The organism is Sodalis sp. RH14 (assembly GCF_047324285.1).
Classification (GTDB): domain Bacteria; phylum Pseudomonadota; class Gammaproteobacteria; order Enterobacterales; family Enterobacteriaceae; genus Acerihabitans.
Genome location: NZ_CP178739.1, coordinates 1,631,301 through 1,649,744, shown reverse-complemented (window position 1 = coordinate 1,649,744; position 18,444 = coordinate 1,631,301). Strand labels below are relative to the sequence as shown.

Annotated in this window: 22 protein-coding genes; 1 reads left to right on the top strand and 21 read right to left on the bottom strand. The window is 59.0% G+C overall.

Annotation, left to right across the window (positions count from 1 at the left end; all coding sequences use genetic code 11):
* Positions 1 to 61: 61 nt before the first annotated feature.
* From ycfP to yceD, 20 genes are all read right to left on the bottom strand, one after another.
* Positions 62 to 604, bottom strand: a complete 543-nt coding sequence (gene ycfP, locus ACL2XQ_RS07415) for an alpha/beta hydrolase YcfP (RefSeq protein WP_410015742.1) — start codon at positions 602 to 604, stop codon at positions 62 to 64.
* Between the two features lie 38 nt (positions 605 to 642).
* A complete protein-coding gene (nagZ, locus tag ACL2XQ_RS07410; protein WP_410015743.1) occupies positions 643 to 1,686 on the bottom strand; it encodes a beta-N-acetylhexosaminidase in 1,044 nt (347 codons plus the stop codon).
* A gap of 11 nt (positions 1,687 to 1,697) precedes the next feature.
* Positions 1,698 to 2,561 (bottom strand): phosphotransferase, encoded by an 864-nt coding sequence (locus tag ACL2XQ_RS07405; RefSeq protein ID WP_413740196.1) that lies wholly within the window; start codon positions 2,559 to 2,561, stop codon positions 1,698 to 1,700.
* Positions 2,548 to 3,135, bottom strand: a complete 588-nt coding sequence (gene lpoB / locus ACL2XQ_RS07400; protein WP_410016580.1) for a penicillin-binding protein activator LpoB — start codon at positions 3,133 to 3,135, stop codon at positions 2,548 to 2,550. Before lpoB ends, ACL2XQ_RS07405 begins: the two co-directional genes overlap by 14 nt.
* 21 nt (positions 3,136 to 3,156) lie before the next feature.
* On the bottom strand, positions 3,157 to 3,534 hold the full coding sequence (locus ACL2XQ_RS07395) for a YcfL family protein (protein WP_410015745.1): 378 nt from the start codon (positions 3,532 to 3,534) through the stop codon (positions 3,157 to 3,159).
* Between the two features lie 43 nt (positions 3,535 to 3,577).
* Positions 3,578 to 3,928, bottom strand: coding sequence for a purine nucleoside phosphoramidase (hinT, locus tag ACL2XQ_RS07390; RefSeq protein WP_410015746.1), 351 nt, complete (start codon positions 3,926 to 3,928; stop codon positions 3,578 to 3,580).
* A 208-nt stretch (positions 3,929 to 4,136) separates the two neighbouring features.
* Positions 4,137 to 5,576: a PTS glucose transporter subunit IIBC gene (ptsG, locus tag ACL2XQ_RS07385; RefSeq protein ID WP_410015747.1), complete on the bottom strand. Its 1,440-nt coding sequence runs from the start codon at positions 5,574 to 5,576 to the stop codon at positions 4,137 to 4,139.
* Positions 5,577 to 5,860: 284 nt separating this feature from the next.
* Positions 5,861 to 6,658 carry a metal-dependent hydrolase gene (locus tag ACL2XQ_RS07380; protein ID WP_413740194.1) on the bottom strand — a complete coding sequence of 266 codons (798 nt, stop codon included), beginning with the start codon at positions 6,656 to 6,658 and terminating at the stop codon, positions 5,861 to 5,863.
* Between the two features lie 12 nt (positions 6,659 to 6,670).
* Positions 6,671 to 7,675, bottom strand: a complete 1,005-nt coding sequence (gene holB / locus ACL2XQ_RS07375) for a DNA polymerase III subunit delta' (protein ID WP_410015749.1) — start codon at positions 7,673 to 7,675, stop codon at positions 6,671 to 6,673.
* Positions 7,672 to 8,313 (bottom strand): dTMP kinase, encoded by a 642-nt coding sequence (gene tmk / locus ACL2XQ_RS07370; RefSeq protein ID WP_410015750.1) that lies wholly within the window; start codon positions 8,311 to 8,313, stop codon positions 7,672 to 7,674. Before tmk ends, holB begins: the two co-directional genes overlap by 4 nt.
* Positions 8,303 to 9,319 carry an endolytic transglycosylase MltG gene (gene mltG / locus ACL2XQ_RS07365; protein WP_413722431.1) on the bottom strand — a complete coding sequence of 339 codons (1,017 nt, stop codon included), beginning with the start codon at positions 9,317 to 9,319 and terminating at the stop codon, positions 8,303 to 8,305. The genes tmk and mltG overlap by 11 nt, the downstream gene beginning before the upstream one ends.
* A gap of 12 nt (positions 9,320 to 9,331) precedes the next feature.
* Entirely contained in the window at positions 9,332 to 10,132 is an 801-nt protein-coding gene (gene pabC, locus ACL2XQ_RS07360; protein WP_413740193.1) for an aminodeoxychorismate lyase, read from the bottom strand.
* Positions 10,133 to 10,213: 81 nt separating this feature from the next.
* Positions 10,214 to 11,455, bottom strand: a complete 1,242-nt coding sequence (gene fabF, locus ACL2XQ_RS07355; protein WP_410015753.1) for a beta-ketoacyl-ACP synthase II — start codon at positions 11,453 to 11,455, stop codon at positions 10,214 to 10,216.
* Positions 11,456 to 11,536: 81 nt separating this feature from the next.
* Positions 11,537 to 11,773, bottom strand: a complete 237-nt coding sequence (acpP, locus tag ACL2XQ_RS07350; protein WP_011410921.1) for an acyl carrier protein — start codon at positions 11,771 to 11,773, stop codon at positions 11,537 to 11,539.
* 154 nt (positions 11,774 to 11,927) lie between these two features.
* Complete coding sequence (gene fabG, locus ACL2XQ_RS07345) at positions 11,928 to 12,662, bottom strand: 3-oxoacyl-ACP reductase FabG (RefSeq protein WP_413728669.1); 735 nt, start codon at positions 12,660 to 12,662, stop codon at positions 11,928 to 11,930.
* Between the two features lie 14 nt (positions 12,663 to 12,676).
* Entirely contained in the window at positions 12,677 to 13,606 is a 930-nt protein-coding gene (gene fabD / locus ACL2XQ_RS07340; protein ID WP_410015755.1) for an ACP S-malonyltransferase, read from the bottom strand.
* 21 nt (positions 13,607 to 13,627) lie between these two features.
* Complete coding sequence (locus ACL2XQ_RS07335; protein ID WP_410015756.1) at positions 13,628 to 14,581, bottom strand: beta-ketoacyl-ACP synthase III; 954 nt, start codon at positions 14,579 to 14,581, stop codon at positions 13,628 to 13,630.
* Positions 14,582 to 14,587: 6 nt separating this feature from the next.
* Complete coding sequence (plsX, locus tag ACL2XQ_RS07330; protein ID WP_410015757.1) at positions 14,588 to 15,622, bottom strand: phosphate acyltransferase PlsX; 1,035 nt, start codon at positions 15,620 to 15,622, stop codon at positions 14,588 to 14,590.
* A gap of 15 nt (positions 15,623 to 15,637) precedes the next feature.
* Positions 15,638 to 15,808, bottom strand: coding sequence for a 50S ribosomal protein L32 (rpmF, locus tag ACL2XQ_RS07325; RefSeq protein WP_162364591.1), 171 nt, complete (start codon positions 15,806 to 15,808; stop codon positions 15,638 to 15,640).
* Positions 15,809 to 15,825: 17 nt separating this feature from the next.
* The gene (yceD, locus tag ACL2XQ_RS07320; RefSeq protein ID WP_331122489.1) at positions 15,826 to 16,347 is read right to left on the bottom strand and encodes a 23S rRNA accumulation protein YceD; all 522 of its coding nucleotides are present in this window, start codon (positions 16,345 to 16,347) and stop codon (positions 15,826 to 15,828) included.
* Positions 16,348 to 16,486: 139 nt separating this feature from the next.
* On the opposite strand from yceD, the gene ACL2XQ_RS07315 reads away from it, so the two are divergent.
* Entirely contained in the window at positions 16,487 to 17,092 is a 606-nt protein-coding gene (locus ACL2XQ_RS07315) for a Maf family protein (RefSeq protein ID WP_413740191.1), read from the top strand.
* Between the two features lie 61 nt (positions 17,093 to 17,153).
* On the opposite strand, the gene rluC is transcribed toward ACL2XQ_RS07315, so the two are convergent.
* Positions 17,154 to 18,110 carry a 23S rRNA pseudouridine(955/2504/2580) synthase RluC gene (gene rluC, locus ACL2XQ_RS07310; RefSeq protein WP_410015759.1) on the bottom strand — a complete coding sequence of 319 codons (957 nt, stop codon included), beginning with the start codon at positions 18,108 to 18,110 and terminating at the stop codon, positions 17,154 to 17,156.
* Between the last annotated feature and the right edge of the window lie 334 nt (positions 18,111 to 18,444).

Genomic DNA, 18,444 nt, shown 5'->3' with positions numbered 1-18,444 from the left:
AGAATAAAAACGCAACCGGGCACCCGCGCACAGGCGCCCTGATGCCGGTTGGCCGGGGCGCTTAACCCAGCGCCTTGAAACTCTGGATCCTCAGCACATGGGGGGCGATATTTTTGAATTTATGACTTTGCTCCTCATCCCAGATAATCTCGTAAAACGGCGCCAGCAGCGCCGCGCTGCGGCGACTGTCCAGGGCTTCATCATTGCGCGAAAGCAACACCAGGCAGCGGTCGCGGTTTTTCTCGCGGAAGTTCTCCACGCATTTGGTGGCGATATCCACGTACTCTTCCGGACGATCGATTTTGCCCGGCATATTCTCATCCGGAAATAAATTCGGATTAACGATCACCTGGCGCATGTCGCACAGGAACCCGATGCGCTCCGCCCAGAACCCACCCAGTCCGACGCCGCAAATCAGCGGACGCTCGTCATCGGTCAGTTGCTGCATCTTGTCCACTTCTTTTAACAGATGCTGCATATCGTGGCGTGGATGACGGGTGCTGTAGCTTATCAGCCGCACATCGGGGTCGATAAACTGAAGCTGCAGCACTTTTTCATGATTACCGGGACTGTTGGAATCAAAACCATGCAAATAGATAATCATCACTATCCTCGTCGCTCAATAAGTCCGGACGCTGAACGTCAGTGGTCCGGGAATTCTATCCGCCGCTGTTTTTCCTCGGCCCACTGCGCTCCCAGCAGCGTAAGCTGTTGATGCACCTGCCGCCAGCGCGTGGAGCCGAGCAGTTCCTTACGGGAAATCACTCCCCGATGGTATAACGTCTCGAGAACGTCGACTTTGATCGGTGACAGATTATCCAGCACCTTGATGGCCCCGGCGCGGTTATTGCACACCAAAATCATATCGCAGCCGGCATCCAGCGAAGCCTGCGCCCGCTCGGCATAGCCCCCCATCACCGCCGCGCCTTCCATGGAGAGATCATCGGAAAAAATAATACCGGCAAAGCCCAGCTCGCGGCGCAGAACCGTCTTCAGCCAAAAAGCGGAAGCGCTGGCCGGCAGGGGGTCCGCCTCGGTATAAACCACATGGGCGGGCATAATGGCGTCCAGCGCGCCGCGCGCGACAAGCGTGGTAAAGACGTGCATATCATGGGCGCGAATCTCGTCCAGGGGACGGCCGTCGACGGGCGTTTCCTTATGCGAGTCGGCGGTCACCGCCCCGTGGCCGGGGAAATGCTTGCCCGTGGCCTTCATGCCAGCCTGATGCATGCCGGCGATAAAATTTTCCGCCAGCTCGATGGCCGGCTCCGCCTGATGGTGAAAGGCGCGTTCGCCGATAGCCAGGCTGCCATGCCCGATATCCAGTACCGGCGCAAAACTGATATCGATATCCATGGCGGTCATTTCCGCCGCCATCAGCCAGCCGGCGTCGCGGGCCAGGGCCGTCGCCTGCGCCATGGGGCGCAGCGCCGCATACGCCTGGGCGGCGGGCAGCAGGGTAAATCCTTCACGAAAACGCTGTACCCGGCCCCCTTCCTGGTCCACCGCCACCACCAGCCGCTGGCGCGACGCGCGGCGGATTTGCGCTACCAGCGCCGCCAGCTGATCGGGATCGTGATAGTTGCGGGTAAAAATAATCACGCCGCCCACCATCGGGTGCTGCAATATTTCACGCTCTTCGTTATCCAACTCATAGCTGGCGACATCTAACATCAATGGACCCACGACAACCTCGTTCAAAACGGTAAACCCAAATGGCGGCGCAGCGGCGCCGCATGCCGCAAAAAATGCCGTTGGCGCGTTTGCCGCCAGCGGACTTCATACCACATCAACATCAGGTAATCGACCCACGGCGCCCAGGCGGCAATGCGCCGCCGGAGAACGGCCGTGGCATAGCCAGGGGAGCTTGAGCCGGCCTGGTAGGCGCGCAGGAAATCCGCCTGCAGACCTTCGTCCAGCCCGTTGCCGCGAAACAGCGCCGCCAGTTCCAGGGCGATATCGCCGTCGCCGGCGTATTCCCAGTCAATCAGCCGCAGCCCGCCGTCAGGCGCGCGCAGCACATTGCCGGGGTGGATATCCATATGCAACGGCGCGCAGCACAGCGGCGCGGGCATTTTGGCGCGCATAAACCGCTGCTGCAGCCGCAGCCAGGCCGGACAGCGGCGCGCCGGATCGCTGGCCTGCCAGTAGGCGGCGTACCGGGCCCGCAGGGCAATAGGATAGCCGTGGCGCGGCCCGCGATGCAATTGCGCCAGCACGGCGGCAAGCTGGCCTCCGGCAACCGCCGCCTGCCACCCGGCCGGCGTCAGGCATTCCCCGGCCAGCCACTCCAACAGCAGCCATTGCGCCGTGCCGGCCAGCGGCTTTGGCGCCGGGGTGCCGGCGGGCAAGCGCCGCAGCAGGCGATATTCCCGCCGCCGGTCCACGCCCAGCAGCCATTCAGACGGCGTCGCTTCCCGCGCGATGAGATCCCCGCCCGCGGCGCTGACCCGCCAGCTGGCGCCGGTCAGGCCATGCACCGGCGCCACCCGCCGGCCGGCGACATTCATCGCCGGCACCTGCGTCAACAGAACATCAAGGGAGACGCTACTCTTGCGCAAGCCCTTTACCCGACCAGACAATCTCGCCGGATTGCACCAGCATTAACTGCATCTCGATGTCGGGCAGTTTTGCATCGCCATTGGCGTCGCTGTAAAGCACATATTGCGCATTGAGATAGCGCGCCAACCCTACCGCCTTGCTGCGCGACTCCAGACTATCGTCCACCGACAGTCCCAGGGTCTGCTTGGCCGACGCCATCTGGTCCTGGCTGATGATGGTAAAGGTCTTATCCGCCGCCAGGGCGCTGTAGATTGCGGCGGTAGCTTTGCCGGTCTGTATGCTGCCATTGGTATTGTTTTTCATGCTATTGATCAACAGTACGCTGCCAGGCGCGATCCCCTGGGCGCCAAGCATTTGCTTGACCAGCGGCGCGACGCTTGCCGGCCAATCCAGGGTCCTGAGCTTAGGCGGCTGCGGTACCGGCTGCGGCTGTGGCTGCGACGGAACCGGCTCAGGCGCCGGCACCGGCTGGGCCGGTTCAATAGTGGCGGGCGGCTGCTCCGGTTCCGGCGCGCGCGTCGGACATCCGGTCAGCACCAGCGCGGCTAATGCGACAAAGAGATACTTTTTCATCATCCATCACTCAAACATAGGTTACAAAAACAGATAGAGGCGAACGCGCCTGGCCTCGAGATTACCGGTGATGGATTCAACGGTGACATCGGCGCCCGGCGGGATCACCAGTGTACGGGTAGCGGGGAAAGGCAGTACGTCCAGACCCTGCGGGTCGTACCAATAAAACCGGTAATTGACGGTAACGGCATGATCCTGTCCGTTGCCGATCGTGGCGTGCGCACGGCGGCGGCCCTGGTCGTCGCCGATGGTGGGCGCTTCGGCGGTAATCCCGGCCGTCATTACCGACGGATCCATAATCAGCGTCTGCCGATCGTTAATCATCAGCGTCTTGTTATGACTGGCGGTACAACCCGTGATAAGCAGCAGCATGGCTAAAAACGGCGGCGTAAAACGCATAGGCCTCCCCGATTGCTTGTGTGTCCCATCGCCCTGCGGCCGCTCAAAAATTCACCAGCGGACCGAGCGCCCTGCCGCCGAGAAGATGCATATGCAGATGATAGACTTCCTGGCCGCCGTGGCGGTTGCAATTGACTATCAGGCGAAAGCCGTCCTCGGCGATGCCTTCCTGCCGGGCAATTTTGGCGGCGGCGGTAAACATGCGGCCCAGCGCCGCCTCGTGTTCGGCGGTAACGTCGTTTACGGTTGGGATCAGGATATTGGGTACGATCAGGATATGGCTTGGCGCCTTGGGGGTAATATCACGAAAGGCAGTAACCAGTTCGTCTTGGTAAACGATTTCCGAGGGTATTTCCCGGCGAATAATTTTACTGAAAATAGTTTCTTCAGCCATGACATCTTTCCTTGTATCAAAACAGGTTAGTGCATGGAGTATGAGCGACTTACCCCCATTATTTCAACCTTGGGATGGTTTTATTACAGCGAGGGACGGTACGCGCGGGCACGGTGGGCAAAAGCATCAATGGCGCGCACATGTTATCGGCAGACTATAAGGGAGGCCTTCGCCTCCCTGTGGTACTGCCGCACGCGTTATAGCGCCATCATGACACGCTATGGCGCATATATTCATCCATATCGGTTTTCAGGTTATCCGACTTGGTGCCGAATATCGCCTGTACCCCGGAGCCGGCCACGACCACGCCGGCCGCGCCGAGCAATTTCAGCCCTGGCTGGTCCACCTTGGAAATGTCCGCCACGCTGATGCGTAAACGGGTAATGCAGGCATCCAGGTTGGTGATATTGTCCCGGCCGCCGAACGCCTTGACCAGCGCTCCCGCCATTTCCGTGCCGCCCTGGGCGATCTGCTGGCTGCCTGTCGCTTCACGGCCGGGCGTTTTCAAATCCAGTTTGACAATCAATACCCGGAAAAGGGTGTAGTAAACCAGGCCGTAGAGGATACCCACCACCGGGAACAGCCAAATGCGGCTGCTGTTGCCGCTCAGCACCACAAAGTCGATCAGGCCGTGGGAAAAGCTGGTGCCGTCACGCATGCCGAGCAGGATACATATAGGAAACGCCAGGCCCGCCAGGATGGCGTGGATCACGTAAAGAATGGGGGCCACAAAGATAAAAGCGAATTCAATCGGTTCGGTAATGCCGGTCAGGAATGCGGTCAGCGCGCCGGAAATCATGATGCCGCCCACTTTGGCGCGGTTTTCCGGTTTAGCCGAATGCCAGATGGCAATCGCGGCGGCCGGCAGTCCGTACATCTTGAACAGGAAGCCCCCGGACAGCTTGCCTGCGGTGGGGTCGCCCGCCATATAACGCGGTATATCGCCATGGAACACCTGGCCCGCGGCGTTGGTGAACTCGCCCACCTGCATCTGGAACGGCACGTTCCAGATATGATGCAGGCCGAAAGGCACCAGCGCGCGTTCCACCAAGCCGTAGATGCCGAAGGCCACCACCGGGTTCTGGTATGCCGCCCATTGGGAGAAGTCCTGGATGGCCGACCCGATCGGGGGCCAGATAAAGGATAAAACGACGCCGAGCAGGATGGCGATCAGGCCGGAAATAATCGGCACGAAACGTTTACCGGCAAAAAAGCCCAGGTATTCCGGCAGCTTGATGCGGTAAAACCGATTGAACATATAAGCGGCGATGGCACCCGAAATAATGCCGCCCAATACGCCGGTGTCGGCCAGATGCTTAGCGGCGATTTCCTGCGCCGGCAGGCCGAGAACCAGTGGCGCCACTACCGCCATGGTTTTCACCATGATGCCGTAGGCCACTACCGCCGCCAGGGCGGAAACGCCGTCATTATTGGTGAACCCCAGCGCCACGCCGATGGCGAAAATCAACGGCATATTGGCAAAAACCGAACCGCCGGCCTCCGCCATGACATGGGAAACAACGGCGGGTATCCAGCTGAATTCAGCGGAACCGACGCCGAGCAGGATGCCGGCAATCGGTAATACGGATACCGGTAGCATTAGCGATTTACCTACTTTTTGCAGGTTGGCGAATGCGTTCTTAAACATAATGATGAATGCTCCTAGTAATAATGCCGGATCCGCCCGCGCCAGGGCGCGAGCTCAAATTGCGCTGGCTTTTTGTCTTATGAACCGCTGGGGTTGTATTTATTACGCAGTGTAAAATAAATCGCCGACCGGGTGTTTGATGATAATCACGTTTCACTGACGCCGGCCAAACGCGCCATGACACCGGCGCCCATGGCCATGACGCGCGAGGTGATTAAAACATCCGCAACCCGCCCCGGCGCGCGTTTATTTCACCCCATTACGCGCTGGAAATACCGCCGGACTCAACTATGCGCGGCGAGGCGCGCGGGATCAACATGAAACAACCGGCCGAAATTCGCGGTGGTGGCCTGCGCCAGTTGTTCCACCGTCACGCCTTTCAGGCCGGCCATAAAATCGGCCACGTCCCGCACATAGGCCGGCTGGTTTTCCTTGCCGCGATACGGCACCGGCGCCAGATAAGGCGAATCGGTCTCCACCAGCAGCCGGTCGAGCGGAACATAGCGCGCCGCCTCGCGCAGCGCCTCGGCGTTGCGAAAGGTGACGATGCCGGAAAACGAAATATAAAAACCCAGGTCCAGCAGGGTCTTGGCGGTGGCGATATCTTCGGTAAAGCAATGCAGGACGCCGCCGCACTCCCCCGCCCGTTCTTCATGCAGGATAGCCAGCGTGTCTTCCCGCGCCGAACGGGTATGCACGATTACCGGCTTGTTCACGGCCCGGCCGATGCGGATATGCTCGCGCAGCGCCGCCTGCTGTTCGGCCTTATTATTCTGCTGGTAAAAATAATCCAGCCCGGTCTCGCCCAGGGCCACCACGTTGTCGCCCGCGGCCAGGCGCCTGAGTTCGGCAAAATCATAGGGCTCATCCAGATTCAGCGGATGGACGCCGCACGACATCAGCACCTCGTCGCGCTGGCCGATCAGTTCGCTCATCTTGCTAAAACCCGCCAGGGTGGTGGCCACAGCCAGCATCAGATGAACATCGCGCGCCTTGGCCTTGGCCACCACGTCGGCAACATCGCGATGCAGGGTCTCGTAATTCAACCCGTCAAGATGGCAGTGGGAATCGACTAAAAACATGACATTACCTTTTTATAGAGTCCAGGGATGGGTGCGCCCGTCCGGCGCGCCGTTTTCCCAGTTAAGCAATTGATTGGTCAGCAACAATTCGCGGTTAACACCGGCAATCTCCCGCCACTGCCGCCGGCACTGGAGCCACTGCTGCAATTGATGATGCAGGGCGCCGGGCTGGAATCGCGCGGCCAGCTCGCCCACCAGCGCCAGCTGATCCTGGTTGAGCATAAACCCGGCGGCGCCCTGTTGCCATTTCAGGGCGTCCGTGAGCAGGCTGAGCAGCCAGTATACCGGTTCGTCATCCTTGTCCTTGTTTAACAGCGGCAATAGCCTCAGAAAATCGCCGTCGGCAAGCGCGCGGCCCAGCCCGTCGCACAGCGCCGCACGTTCCGCCCAGCGGCCCGGCTGCAGAAGCTCCAGGGCGCCGACCGGCGCACCGCTGGTAAGCCGCAGCGCCGTGCGCGCCTGCTCTTGCGCCGTGATGCCCTGCTGCTGGAGCCACCGCAGGCCGGCCGGCTCTTCCGGCGACGGCAGGTGCCAGTACAGACAGCGGCTGCGCAGGGTGGGCAACAGGTGCGACGGTTCGCGGCAGCCGAGCAGGAAAAAGGTGCGGTCAGGCGGTTCTTCCAGGGTCTTGAGCAATGCGTTGGCCGCCGGCTCGGTCAGTATTTCACTGTGGGGCAACCAGACCACCTTGGCCCCGCCCTGCTGCGCATGATGGTAGAGCGGGTCGATAATCTGGCGGATATTATCCACCCCCAGGCTCAAACGCCCTTTCTCCGGTTCGGGCTGATAAAAATCGGGGTGGGTGCCGGCCAGCATCAGGCGGCAACTGTGGCAATGGCCGCAGCTTTTGATGCCGTCCGGCCGCTGGCAAATGAGCCAGCGGCTCAGGGCATAGAACAGCGATGACACGCCGCTGCCCTTGAGCGCATGGATAAGCAAAGCGTGATGGCCCTTGCCCTCCTGATAGCGGGCGAGAATCTGCCGGTAGGGCGTATTCAGCCACGGATACCATTTCACGGCCGGGACTCCGGCGCGTCCAGCCAGCGGTTCAGGCTGGCGCGCAGCGCGTCGCTAACCTGCGCCAGCGAACGGCTGGCGTCAATGGTAACGATGCGCGCGTCCGCCGCGGCCAGGGCCTGGTAACGCGCCCGGATGCGGTCAAAAAAGGCCAGCGACTCCTGCTCGATGCGATCAAGCTCGCCGCGCGCCCGCGCGCGCTGAAGGCCAATGGCCGGAGGGAGATCCAGGTACAGGGTTAAATCGGGGCGGAAATCCCCCAGCACCAGGTCGCGCAGCGCCGTCAGCAGCTGCGGATCCACGCCGCGGCCGCCGCCCTGGTAAGCCTGGGATGAGAGATCGTGGCGATCGCCGATAACCCACGCGCCACGCGCCAGCGCGGGTTTGATCACATTCTCCACCAACTGGACGCGCGCGGCGTACAGCATCAGCAGTTCCGCTTTATCGGTTACCGGCTCGTTGTCGATACCGTCCTTGATTAAGCGGCGCAACGCTTCCGCCAGCGGGGTTCCGCCCGGCTCGCGGGTAAAAACCACATCAGTGATGCCACGGGCCCTGAGCGTCTCCACCAGCACGGCGATGGCGCTGGTTTTCCCGGCGCCCTCAAGCCCTTCAATCACGATGAATTTACTGTCCATGGTTTTCCTTTACGCTTTCACGATATTGCTGTACGGCTTGATTATGGCTTGCCAGGTTGGTGCTGAAAATATGGCCGCCCTTGCCGTCGGCGACAAAATAAAGATACGACGTCTTGGCAGGATGCGCGGCGGCCTCAAGCGACGCCTGTCCCGGCATGGCGATCGGCGCGGGGGGCAGTCCGGTAATCAAATAGGTATTATACGGCGTTGGCGTCGCCAGGTCTTGCTTGCTGATGATACCTTTATAGCTCTCGCCCATGCCGTAGATCACCGTGGGATCGGTTTGCAGGCGCATGCTCAGGCGCAGGCGGTTGATGAATACCGAGGCCACCTTGGGGCGTTCGTCCGCCACACCGGTCTCTTTTTCCACAATCGAGGCCATGGTCAGCAAATCCAGCGGCGTCTTGTACGGCAGTCCCGGCGCCCTGTCCCGCCAGACTTCATCCAGCGTTTTATCCATCCGCTGTCCCGCGCGCTTTAACAAAGCGATATCGGGGGTTTGCGCGGTATACAGATAGGTATCGGGATAAAAGCGCCCTTCCAGCGTGGACGATGGCTCCCGGCCCAGCAGGCCGGCTACCTGATCCGCCGCCACCCCGTCCAGGGTATGTTTCAGGTAAGGCGCCTTGGCGATGATGGCCAGCCACTCCTTAAACGTGGACCCCTCGACAAAACGGATGGAAAACTGGGCTTCCCGGCCGCTGGCTAATAACGCCAGCATCTGGCGCACCGTCATGCCGGGTATAAACCGGTAGGTGCCCGCCTTGAAGCTGGCCAGCTCCGGCTCCAGTTGCCACAGCGCTGGCAGCCAGCGGGTACGCTTGACGATATGCTGCTGGCGCAGCGCGGTTTTCAGCCCCTCGCGCCCGGTGCCGGCGGGCAAGGTAAAAATAGTCTCTTGTTTAATGACCAGCGGCGACGCGGCGAAATGCTTGACCTGGTACAGGCAAAACGCGATGCCGGCGGCCAGCAGGAGGATAATGGCGATAAAAAACGTTTTTTTCATGCAATAACTCAGTTAACAGTGCGGGCTGACGAAGTCGAACAGGGCCCTGGCGGGATAGCGGCGCTGCGCGATACGGTTGACCGGCAATACCGGCATCAGCGCATTGCAAATGATCACTTCCTCGGCGTCATCGAGCGCGGCGGCCGGCGCCTCGACCTGTTGCAGGCTGAACGGCGAGGCCGCAAGCAAGCGCATGATATGACGCCGCATAACCCCCGCCACGCCGGCATGGGTCAGCGCCGGTGTATAAACCCGATCCCCGGTGCGCCAGAAAATATTCGCCGCGCAGCATTCAACGATAAAACCCTGCGTATCAAGCACCAGCGCCTCCTCGGCGACGGCATCCCGTTCCAGGTGAGCGCGGATTAATACCTGCTCCAGGCGGTTAAGGTGCTTTATGCCGGCCAATAGCGGACCGCGGGCCAATCTGACTGGACTCAGGGCAAGGCTGACGCCGCTTTCGCGCCAGGCGACATAATGCGCCGGCGCGGCCGTATGGGACATAATACGTAACGGCGCATCGCAACCGGCCGCGCTATACCCCCGGCCGCCGCTGCCGCGGCTGATGAGTACTTTGAGCACGCCTTGCTGTCGGAGTTCCGCCACCCGGCGCATTTCGCTGGTTAATAACCCGCGGTCCAGCGGCGCAAACAACAACCGCTCGCCGGCCTCGGCCAGCCGGTCCAGATGGTAGGGCAGTAAATCGATCGCACCCGCGCGTATGCGCGCGGTGGTAAAAAAACCGTCGCCGAATTGGGTGGCGCGATCGTTTACGGGCAATTGGCGCCGGGGTTTTCCGTTGATCCAATACATAGTTCACCTGGTAAGCGGTCGCCGATGCGGCAATGATAAAAAAATGGCCCGATAAACGGGCCATTAGGCATCACTCTACGATTATATCCGGCGGAATACCAGTGACCCGTTGGTGCCGCCGAAACCGAATGAGTTGCATAACGCATATTCCATTCCAGGCACCTGACGAGCTTCATGGGGCACAAAATCCAAATCGCACTCGGCGTCAGGGTTGTCCAGATTAATGGTGGGCGGAATAGCCCGATCGCGCAGCGCCAGTATGCTGAAAATAGACTCTATCGCCCCGGCGGCGCCCAGCAAATGCCCGGTCATCGATTTCGTGGAGCTGATCATGACCTTGTACGCATCCTGGGCGAACACGGATTTCACCGCGTAGGTTTCAGCTTTATCACCCACCGGCGTGGACGTGCCGTGCGCGTTGATATAGCCGACCTGCGACGGGGTGATGCCCGCGTCACGCAGGGCGTTGACCATGGCCAGCGCCGCCCCCGCGCCGTCTTCCGGCGGCGAGGTCATATGATAGGCATCGCTGCTCATACCAAAACCCACCACTTCGGCGTAAATTTTCGCACCGCGCTTTTTAGCATGCTCGTACTCTTCCAGCACCATGACGCCGGCGCCGTCGCCCAGCACAAAGCCGTCACGGTCACGATCCCAGGGGCGGCTGGCCGCCTGCGGGTTATCATTACGGGTAGACAGCGCGCGCGCGGCGCCGAAACCGCCGACGCCCAAGGGCGTGCTGCCTTTTTCAGCGCCACCGGCCAACATGACATCCGCATCGTTATAGGCGATTATCCTGGCGGCATGGCCGATATTGTGCACACCCGTGGTACAGGCCGTCGCCACGCAGATACTTGGTCCGCGCAGTCCGCACATGATGGTCAGGTGCCCGGCTATCATGTTGACGATGGTGGAAGGCACAAAAAAAGGACTGATTTTGCGCGGTCCGCCATTCACCAGGGCGGTATGATTTTCTTCAATCAATCCCAACCCGCCGATGCCCGAGCCGATAGCCGCACCGATACGCGGCGCGTTTTCCTCGGTGACCACCAAGCCGGAATCCTGCATGGCCTGGATGCCGGCCGCAATGCCGTACTGTATGAAAATATCCATCTTGCGCGCATCTTTGCGCGACAGATAATCTTCACAATTAAAATTTTTCACTAAGCCAGCAAAACGTGTTGCATAGGCAGTAGTATCAAAATGGTCGATCGGGCCGATGCCACTCTGTCCGGCTAGGAGCGCGCTCCACGTAGATTCTACGGTATTGCCGACAGGAGACAACATGCCAAGTCCGGTCACAACTACTCGACGCTTAGACACGCTTGTCCTCCAAGGAGGGAAAAAAGACACTGTGTGGGACAAAAAACTTAGGCGGTCGAATGACCGCCTAGGGATGTTCGCTTACTGCTGGCTTGCCTGAATAAAATCAATAGCTGCCTGGACAGTAGTGATTTTTTCAGCTTCTTCGTCCGGAATTTCTGTATCAAATTCTTCTTCCAGCGCCATTACCAGCTCAACGGTGTCGAGAGAATCAGCGCCGAGGTCATCGACAAAAGAAGCATTGTTTACGACTTCTTCTTTCTTAACACCCAGTTGCTCAGCGATGATTGCCTTAACGCTTTCTTCGATAGTGCTCATACTCTTAAATTTCCTATCAAAACTCGCTTTCGCGATGGTTTTCGTAGTGTATAAAATGTTGAAAAAGATGCAACTAAATCCCGGCTGGTCAAACCACGATTTTATGCTATTTTGCGGTGTTTACCACAAATAACGCAAATGATTTTCGTGCTTTTTACAGCATATACATGCCGCCGTTGACATGTATCGTTTCACCGGTAATGTATGCCGCCTCGTCAGAGGCGAAAAAAGCAACAGCACTGGCAATTTCTTTCGGATCGCCAAGACGATTTGCCGGAATCCGGGACAAAATGTCCGCACGGTGGTCATCTGTCAACGCATCAGTCATATCAGTCGCAATAAAACCGGGCGCCACCACGTTTACCGTAATGCCGCGCGAGGCGACTTCACGGGCCAACGATTTGCTAAAACCGATCAATCCGGCTTTGGCGGCGGCATAATTCGCTTGCCCGGCGTTACCCATAGAGCCTACAACAGAACCGATAGTAATGATTCTGCCGTAACGCTTTTTCATCATCGCGCGCATTACCGCCTTGGACATGCGGAAAACGGATGTCAGGTTTGTATCAAGGATAGACTGCCATTCGTCTTCTTTCATGCGCATCAGAAGATTATCACGCGTGATTCCGGCATTATTCACTAAAATATCAGCTTCGCCAAATTCTGCGCGCATTTTCTCTAAAAGAGAATCAATGGATGCGATGTCAGAGACATTAAGTTGCAGCCCTTTGCCCCGGTTGCCCAGATAGGCGCTGATGGCGTCGGCGCCCTGCTCGCTGGTGGCCGTGCCTACGACTGTTGCGCCGCGTTCGGCCAGCAATTCAGCGATAGCGCGACCGATTCCGCGGCTGGCGCCGGTGACCAGGGCGATTTTACCTTCAAAGCTCATTGCATTCCCCATGATTATTGCCCAAGCGCCGCTGCCAGCGACGCCGGATCGTTTACCGCCGCGCCGGAAAGGGTGTCGGCGATGCGTTTGGTCAAGCCGGTGAGCACTTTGCCCGGCCCCGCTTCCAGCACCTGGTCGACCCCTTGCGCGGCAAGGTATTGCACCGTTTCAGTCCAGCGTACCGGATTATACAGCTGGCGCACCAGGGCCAGGCGTATCGCGTCCGGATCCGTCTGCGCCACCACGTCGACATTATTCACCACCGGCACCCTAGGCGCGGAAAAGGCGATGTCCGCCAATGCCAGCGCCAGCTTATCCGCCGCGGGTTTCATTAACGCGCAATGCGAAGGCACGCTGACCGGCAGCGGCAGCGCACGCTTCGCGCCGGCCGCCTTGCAGGCCGCGTTCGCGCGCTCGACCGCCTCTTTATGGCCGGCGATAACCACCTGTCCGGGAGAATTGAAATTCACCGGCGACACCACCTGTCCCTGCGCCGACTCGCGGCAGGCCTGCTCAATGGCGGCATTGTCGAGGCCGATAATGGCCGACATGGCGCCGATACCCGCGGGCACGGCTTCCTGCATCAGTTTGCCGCGCAGTTCCACCAGCCGCACCGCCTGGGCGAAATCAAGCACCTCCGCGCAGACCAGCGCCGAGTATTCGCCCAGGCTATGGCCGGCCAGCCATGACGGCTGTTGTCCGCCCTGCTGCTGCCAGACGCGCCAGATGGCCACCGAGGCCGCCAGTAGCGCCGGCTGTGTCTGCCAGGTTTTATTCAGCTCTTCCGCCGGGCCTTGCTGGGTCATCTGCCAGAGATCATAACCTAAAGCGGCGGACGCTTCTGCGAAGGTGGCCTCAACCAGCGGAAATTGTGCCGCCAGTTCCGCCAGCATACCGACGGTCTGGGATCCCTGGCCCGGGAATACCATTGCCAATATTGTCATTTTTTTTTAATTCCTGTTAATTCAAAACCGAATCAATGCCGAGCCCCAGGTAAAGCCGCCGCCGAACGCCTCCAGCATCACCAGCTGCCCGCGCTTAATACGGCCGTCGCGCACCGCCTCGTCCAACGCCAGCGGTACGGAGGCGGCGGAGGTATTGCCGTGCCGATCCAGGGTCACCACCACCTTATCCATGCTCATGCTCAGGCGTTTTGCCGTGGCGGTGATGATACGCAGGTTGGCCTGGTGCGGCACCAGCCAGTCCAGCGCCGAGTGGTCCAGTTGATTGGCGTTCAGGGTTTCATCGACGATATGGGCCAGTTCGGTCACCGCCACCTTGAACACTTCATTGCCCGACATGGTCAGGAACGCAGGGGCCGTCGGATCGATGCGGCTGTGGTACGGCAGGGTCAATAGATCGCCATAGCGCCCGTCCGCGTGTAAATGGGTCGATAAAATGCCAGGCTGTTCGGAGCGGCCGAGCAGCACCGCGCCCGCGCCGTCGCCAAACAGGATCAGCGTACCGCGATCGCTGGGATCGAGGGTGCGGCTCAGGGTATCGGAGCCGATCACCAGCGCATAATCCACCGCGCCGTGTTTAACATATTGATCCGCCACGCTCAGGGCATAGGCAAAACCGGCGCAGGCCGCGGCCATATCGAAAGAGATGGCGTCCCGAAGGCCTAGATGATGCTGGATTTCGCACGCCGAGCTGGGGAAAGCATTGCTCGACGAGGTGGTGGCGACGATGATCAAACCGATCTTGCCCACCTCGACGTCCGCCATTTCCAGCGCGCGCTGCGCGGCGATGAAACCCATGGTGGAAACGGTTTCATCCACCCCGGCGATACGGCGTTCACGAATACCGGTACGCGTTACGATCCATTCGTCGGAGGTATCGACCATTTTTTCCAGGTCCGCATTCGACCTTATTTGTGCCGGCAGATAACTGCCGGTACCGAGAATCTTTGTATACATGTACGCTTAATCACTCTTGGGTAATACCGCATCTAGGCGAGCGGCAATCCGCTCGGGAATCCGCCGCTCCACCGCTTGCATTGCCTGATCGATAGCGACAGCGAACGCGCGCTGATTCGCCGCCCCGTGGCTTTTGATCACCGTGCCACGCAAACCTAACAGGCAAGCGCCATTATATTGGTCAGGATTAAGATGGCCGAATTGGCGCGCGAGGCGTTTTTTCACCCAGCGTTTGACAAGTTTCATCAGCCAACCCTGCCTGCCGCCGTCCCCTGAGGATTTAAGCAAAGACAGAAAAAGTCTTATCACCCCTTCCATGGTCTTTAATGTGACGTTGCCGACAAACCCATCACAGACCAGCACATCGGTCTTCCCTGTCAGCAACTCGTTGGCTTCAAGATAACCTATATAGTTGATTGACGGAATACTTCTCAGTATCGCCGCGGCCTGGTGGATATTATCGAGACCCTTGGTCTCCTCCTCGCCGATATTAAGCAGCGCCACCCGCGGGTTAGCCACGCCCACGATATCCTCCGCCATCACCGCGCCCATAATGGCGAACTGGGCCAGCATCTCGCCACCGCATGCCACATTGGCGCCGAGGTCCAGCACGACCGTATTGCCCCGCTGCTGGTGCGGCAGCACGGTCATCAACGCCGGACGCTCGATGCCGTCCAGCGGTTTAAGCAACATTATCGCCAACCCCATCAACGCCCCGGTGTTGCCGGCGCTGACACAGGCCTGGGCCTTTCCATCCTTGATCAGCTCAAGCATGATGCGCATTGAGGTGCCGCGGCTGGCCCTGATGGCCTGGGATGGTTTGGCGTCACCGGCAATAACAGATTCGGCGGGAACAACCGTCAATCGCTCAAGTAGAACGGAATCAGTTTTTGCCAGTAAAGGATTTATCGCAGCGGGACTGCCGACAAGCAGCAATGCTAATTGCGGATGAGAAGCCAGTGCCTGCAATGCAGCAGGCACTGTCACGGCGGGACCGAAGTCGCCGCCCATAGCATCTAACGCCAGGGTTAGACGTATCAATGTATCGCCTTGGAATTACTTGGCGATAACTTTGCGACCGCGGTAGAAACCGTCGGCGGTGATGTGGTGACGCAGGTGGGTTTCACCGGAGACTTTGTCCACTGATACGGTAGAGGTGGTCAGCGCGTCGTGTGAACGGCGCATGCCACGGGTAGAACGGGTGGGTTTATTCTGTTGTACGGCCATGGACCTTACTCCTTAAATTACTTTCGCTTTAAACTGGCTAATACGGAAAACGGGTTAGGTTTTTCAACCTCGGACGGCAGCTTGCCGAACACCTGCTCCGCGTCGGACACTTCACAGTGTTCAGTATCATGAACCGGTGCGATCGGCAGCGAAAGAATAACTTCATCTTCAATCATTGCCAGCAGGTCTATCTCGCCAAAACCATCGACATAAACCGCCTCATACGCTTCCGGCAATGCCTCAGCCTGTTCGTCGGTGACAACCGGGCTGAAACAAAATGTCGTGTGCACCTGATGCGCGAACGGCTGGTTGCAGCGCTGGCACAGCAGCGTCACCGCTACGTCCGCACTGCCATCGATCACCGCCAGGCGCTGATTATCAATATTAAATGACAACGACGCCTGAACATCACTATCCACACTTACCACGGATTCGGCAATACGCTTTACCTGCTCAGGCGCATAGACACCAGCATAGTCCAGGCGTTTCTGTGCAGTACGGGCCGCATCGATAGTCAGGGGTAATTTTACTTTTTGCATAGGGCGCGCATATTAACTTTGTAACGGCATAGAGTCAAAGAAAAAGGCCATATTTACCTGCCTTTATCAATATTCGCTTCCGAAGCGGCGAACAGTTTAAAATGACGCACGGAAATACGCCATCGTTGGATGAAAAAATATGTGCAAAATTGTCTTGGCTTCATCGTCGCCGTTTCGCCGGGCGCTAATGGAAAAATTAACCCTGCCGTTTATCGCCGTCGCGCCGGACATCGACGAAACCAGGCTTGCGGACGAATCCGCAGACCACATGGTGCTGCGCCTGGCCGAGGGCAAAGCCCGCGCGCTGGCCGGCCGATACCCCGCTCATCTGATTATCGGCTCCGATCAGTGCTGCGTGCTTGAGGGCCGCATTACCGGCAAACCCCATACGCACGAAAACGCCGTCGGCCAGCTACGGCAAGCCAGCGGCCGGCGCGTGACGTTTTATACCGGCCTGGCGCTGCTTAACAGCCTGACGGGCAGGATCCAGCGTACGGTAGAACCCTTTCATGTCACTCTTCGCACCCTGAGCGAGGCGGAAATCGCGGGTTATGTGGCGCTGGACCAGCCGCTGCACAGCGCGGGCAGCTTCAAAAGCGAGGGGCTGGGCATCAGCCTGTTCGACGCGCTGGAAGGGCGCGATCCCAATGCGTTGATCGGCCTGCCGCTGATTGCGCTTGGCGGGATGCTGCGCAACGAGGGCATCAATCCCCTGCTCACGGACGCGCAGGCGCGCTTGCGCTAGCAGGGCCGCAGCAACCGCCGGCGGGATGGCGATACCGTCGCCCCATTTCCTGCGCGCCGCCTTATTTATCGTTGGCGCGCAGGTAAACCAGGCAATGGCGCAAGCCTTTATCCAGCGGCGCCTCTATGCGCATGGTCTCGCCGGTGGCGGGATGATCGAAGCGCAGGGCCGCGGCATGTAAAAACAGCCGGTGCAGGCCCGATCCCTTGAGCTGTTGATCAAATTGCGCGTCGCCGTAACGATCGTCAAAGGCAATCGGGTGGCCGGCATATTGGGCATGGACGCGTATCTGGTGCGTGCGGCCGGTCACCGGGCTGGCTTTTACCAGGGTGGCGTGCACAAAACGTTCTTCTACCTTGAAGCGCGTTTCCGAGGGTTTGCCGTCGCTGCCCACCCGCACGATGCGCTCGCCGCTGGCGAGGATATTTTTCAACAACGGCGCGCTGACCGTCTTGGTCTGCGACGGCCACTCTCCGGCGACCAGCGCCAGATAGTCCTTCTGCATGCCTTTCATGCGCAGCTGCTCGTGCAGTAAACGCAGGGCCGATCGTTTTTTGGCCACCAGCAGCACACCCGACGTATCCCGATCCAGGCGGTGAACCAGTTCCAGGAACCGGGCATCGGGGCGCAGCGCGCGCAGCCCTTCAATGACGCCGAAACTTAAGCCGCTGCCGCCGTGCACCGCCGTACCGGAAGGCTTGTTTAAAATCAGCAGGTGATCGTCTTCATACAGCACCGCTTCCGCCAGCGCCGCCACTTTGTCCAGCAGCGGCGAAACGGTGTTTTCATCCGGCGCGGACTGACGCACCGGCGGAATCCTGAGCTCATCGCCGTCCAGCAGCTTGTATTCGGGCTTGACCCGTTTTTTATTGACCCGCACTTCCCCTTTTCGCACGATACGATAAATCATGCTCTTCGGTACGCCTTTTAATCGGGTACGCAAAAAGTTGTCGATCCGCTGGCCTGCTTCATCCGCGGAAACGGTTATAAACTGTACGCCTGCATTATTTTCATTCATGGGACGCGATTCTAAATATACCGCCAGCATAGCGCCACTCCTTTTTCTGTGCTTAACTGTGCTTTAATTGGTAAAAAAGTTTTTCGGGTGGATTTCGGCTACGCAGCAGGCAGGCCAGGCAGAAATGTAACCATAAGTCGGAATCTTGTTGCCAAGAGGTAAAGTCGCCTTGCTATATAGGTGTCAGCGGTGGAATAATGCATAAACTTTCCACTCTGCGCTCGTTAAAGGCGAGAAATCGTGGAATTTTTAAATTTGCCTGATCAACCATACACGCAGCAATGGCGTAAGACGTAGTGATTAATCAGGCAGTTAGCGGGCTGCGGATTGCAGC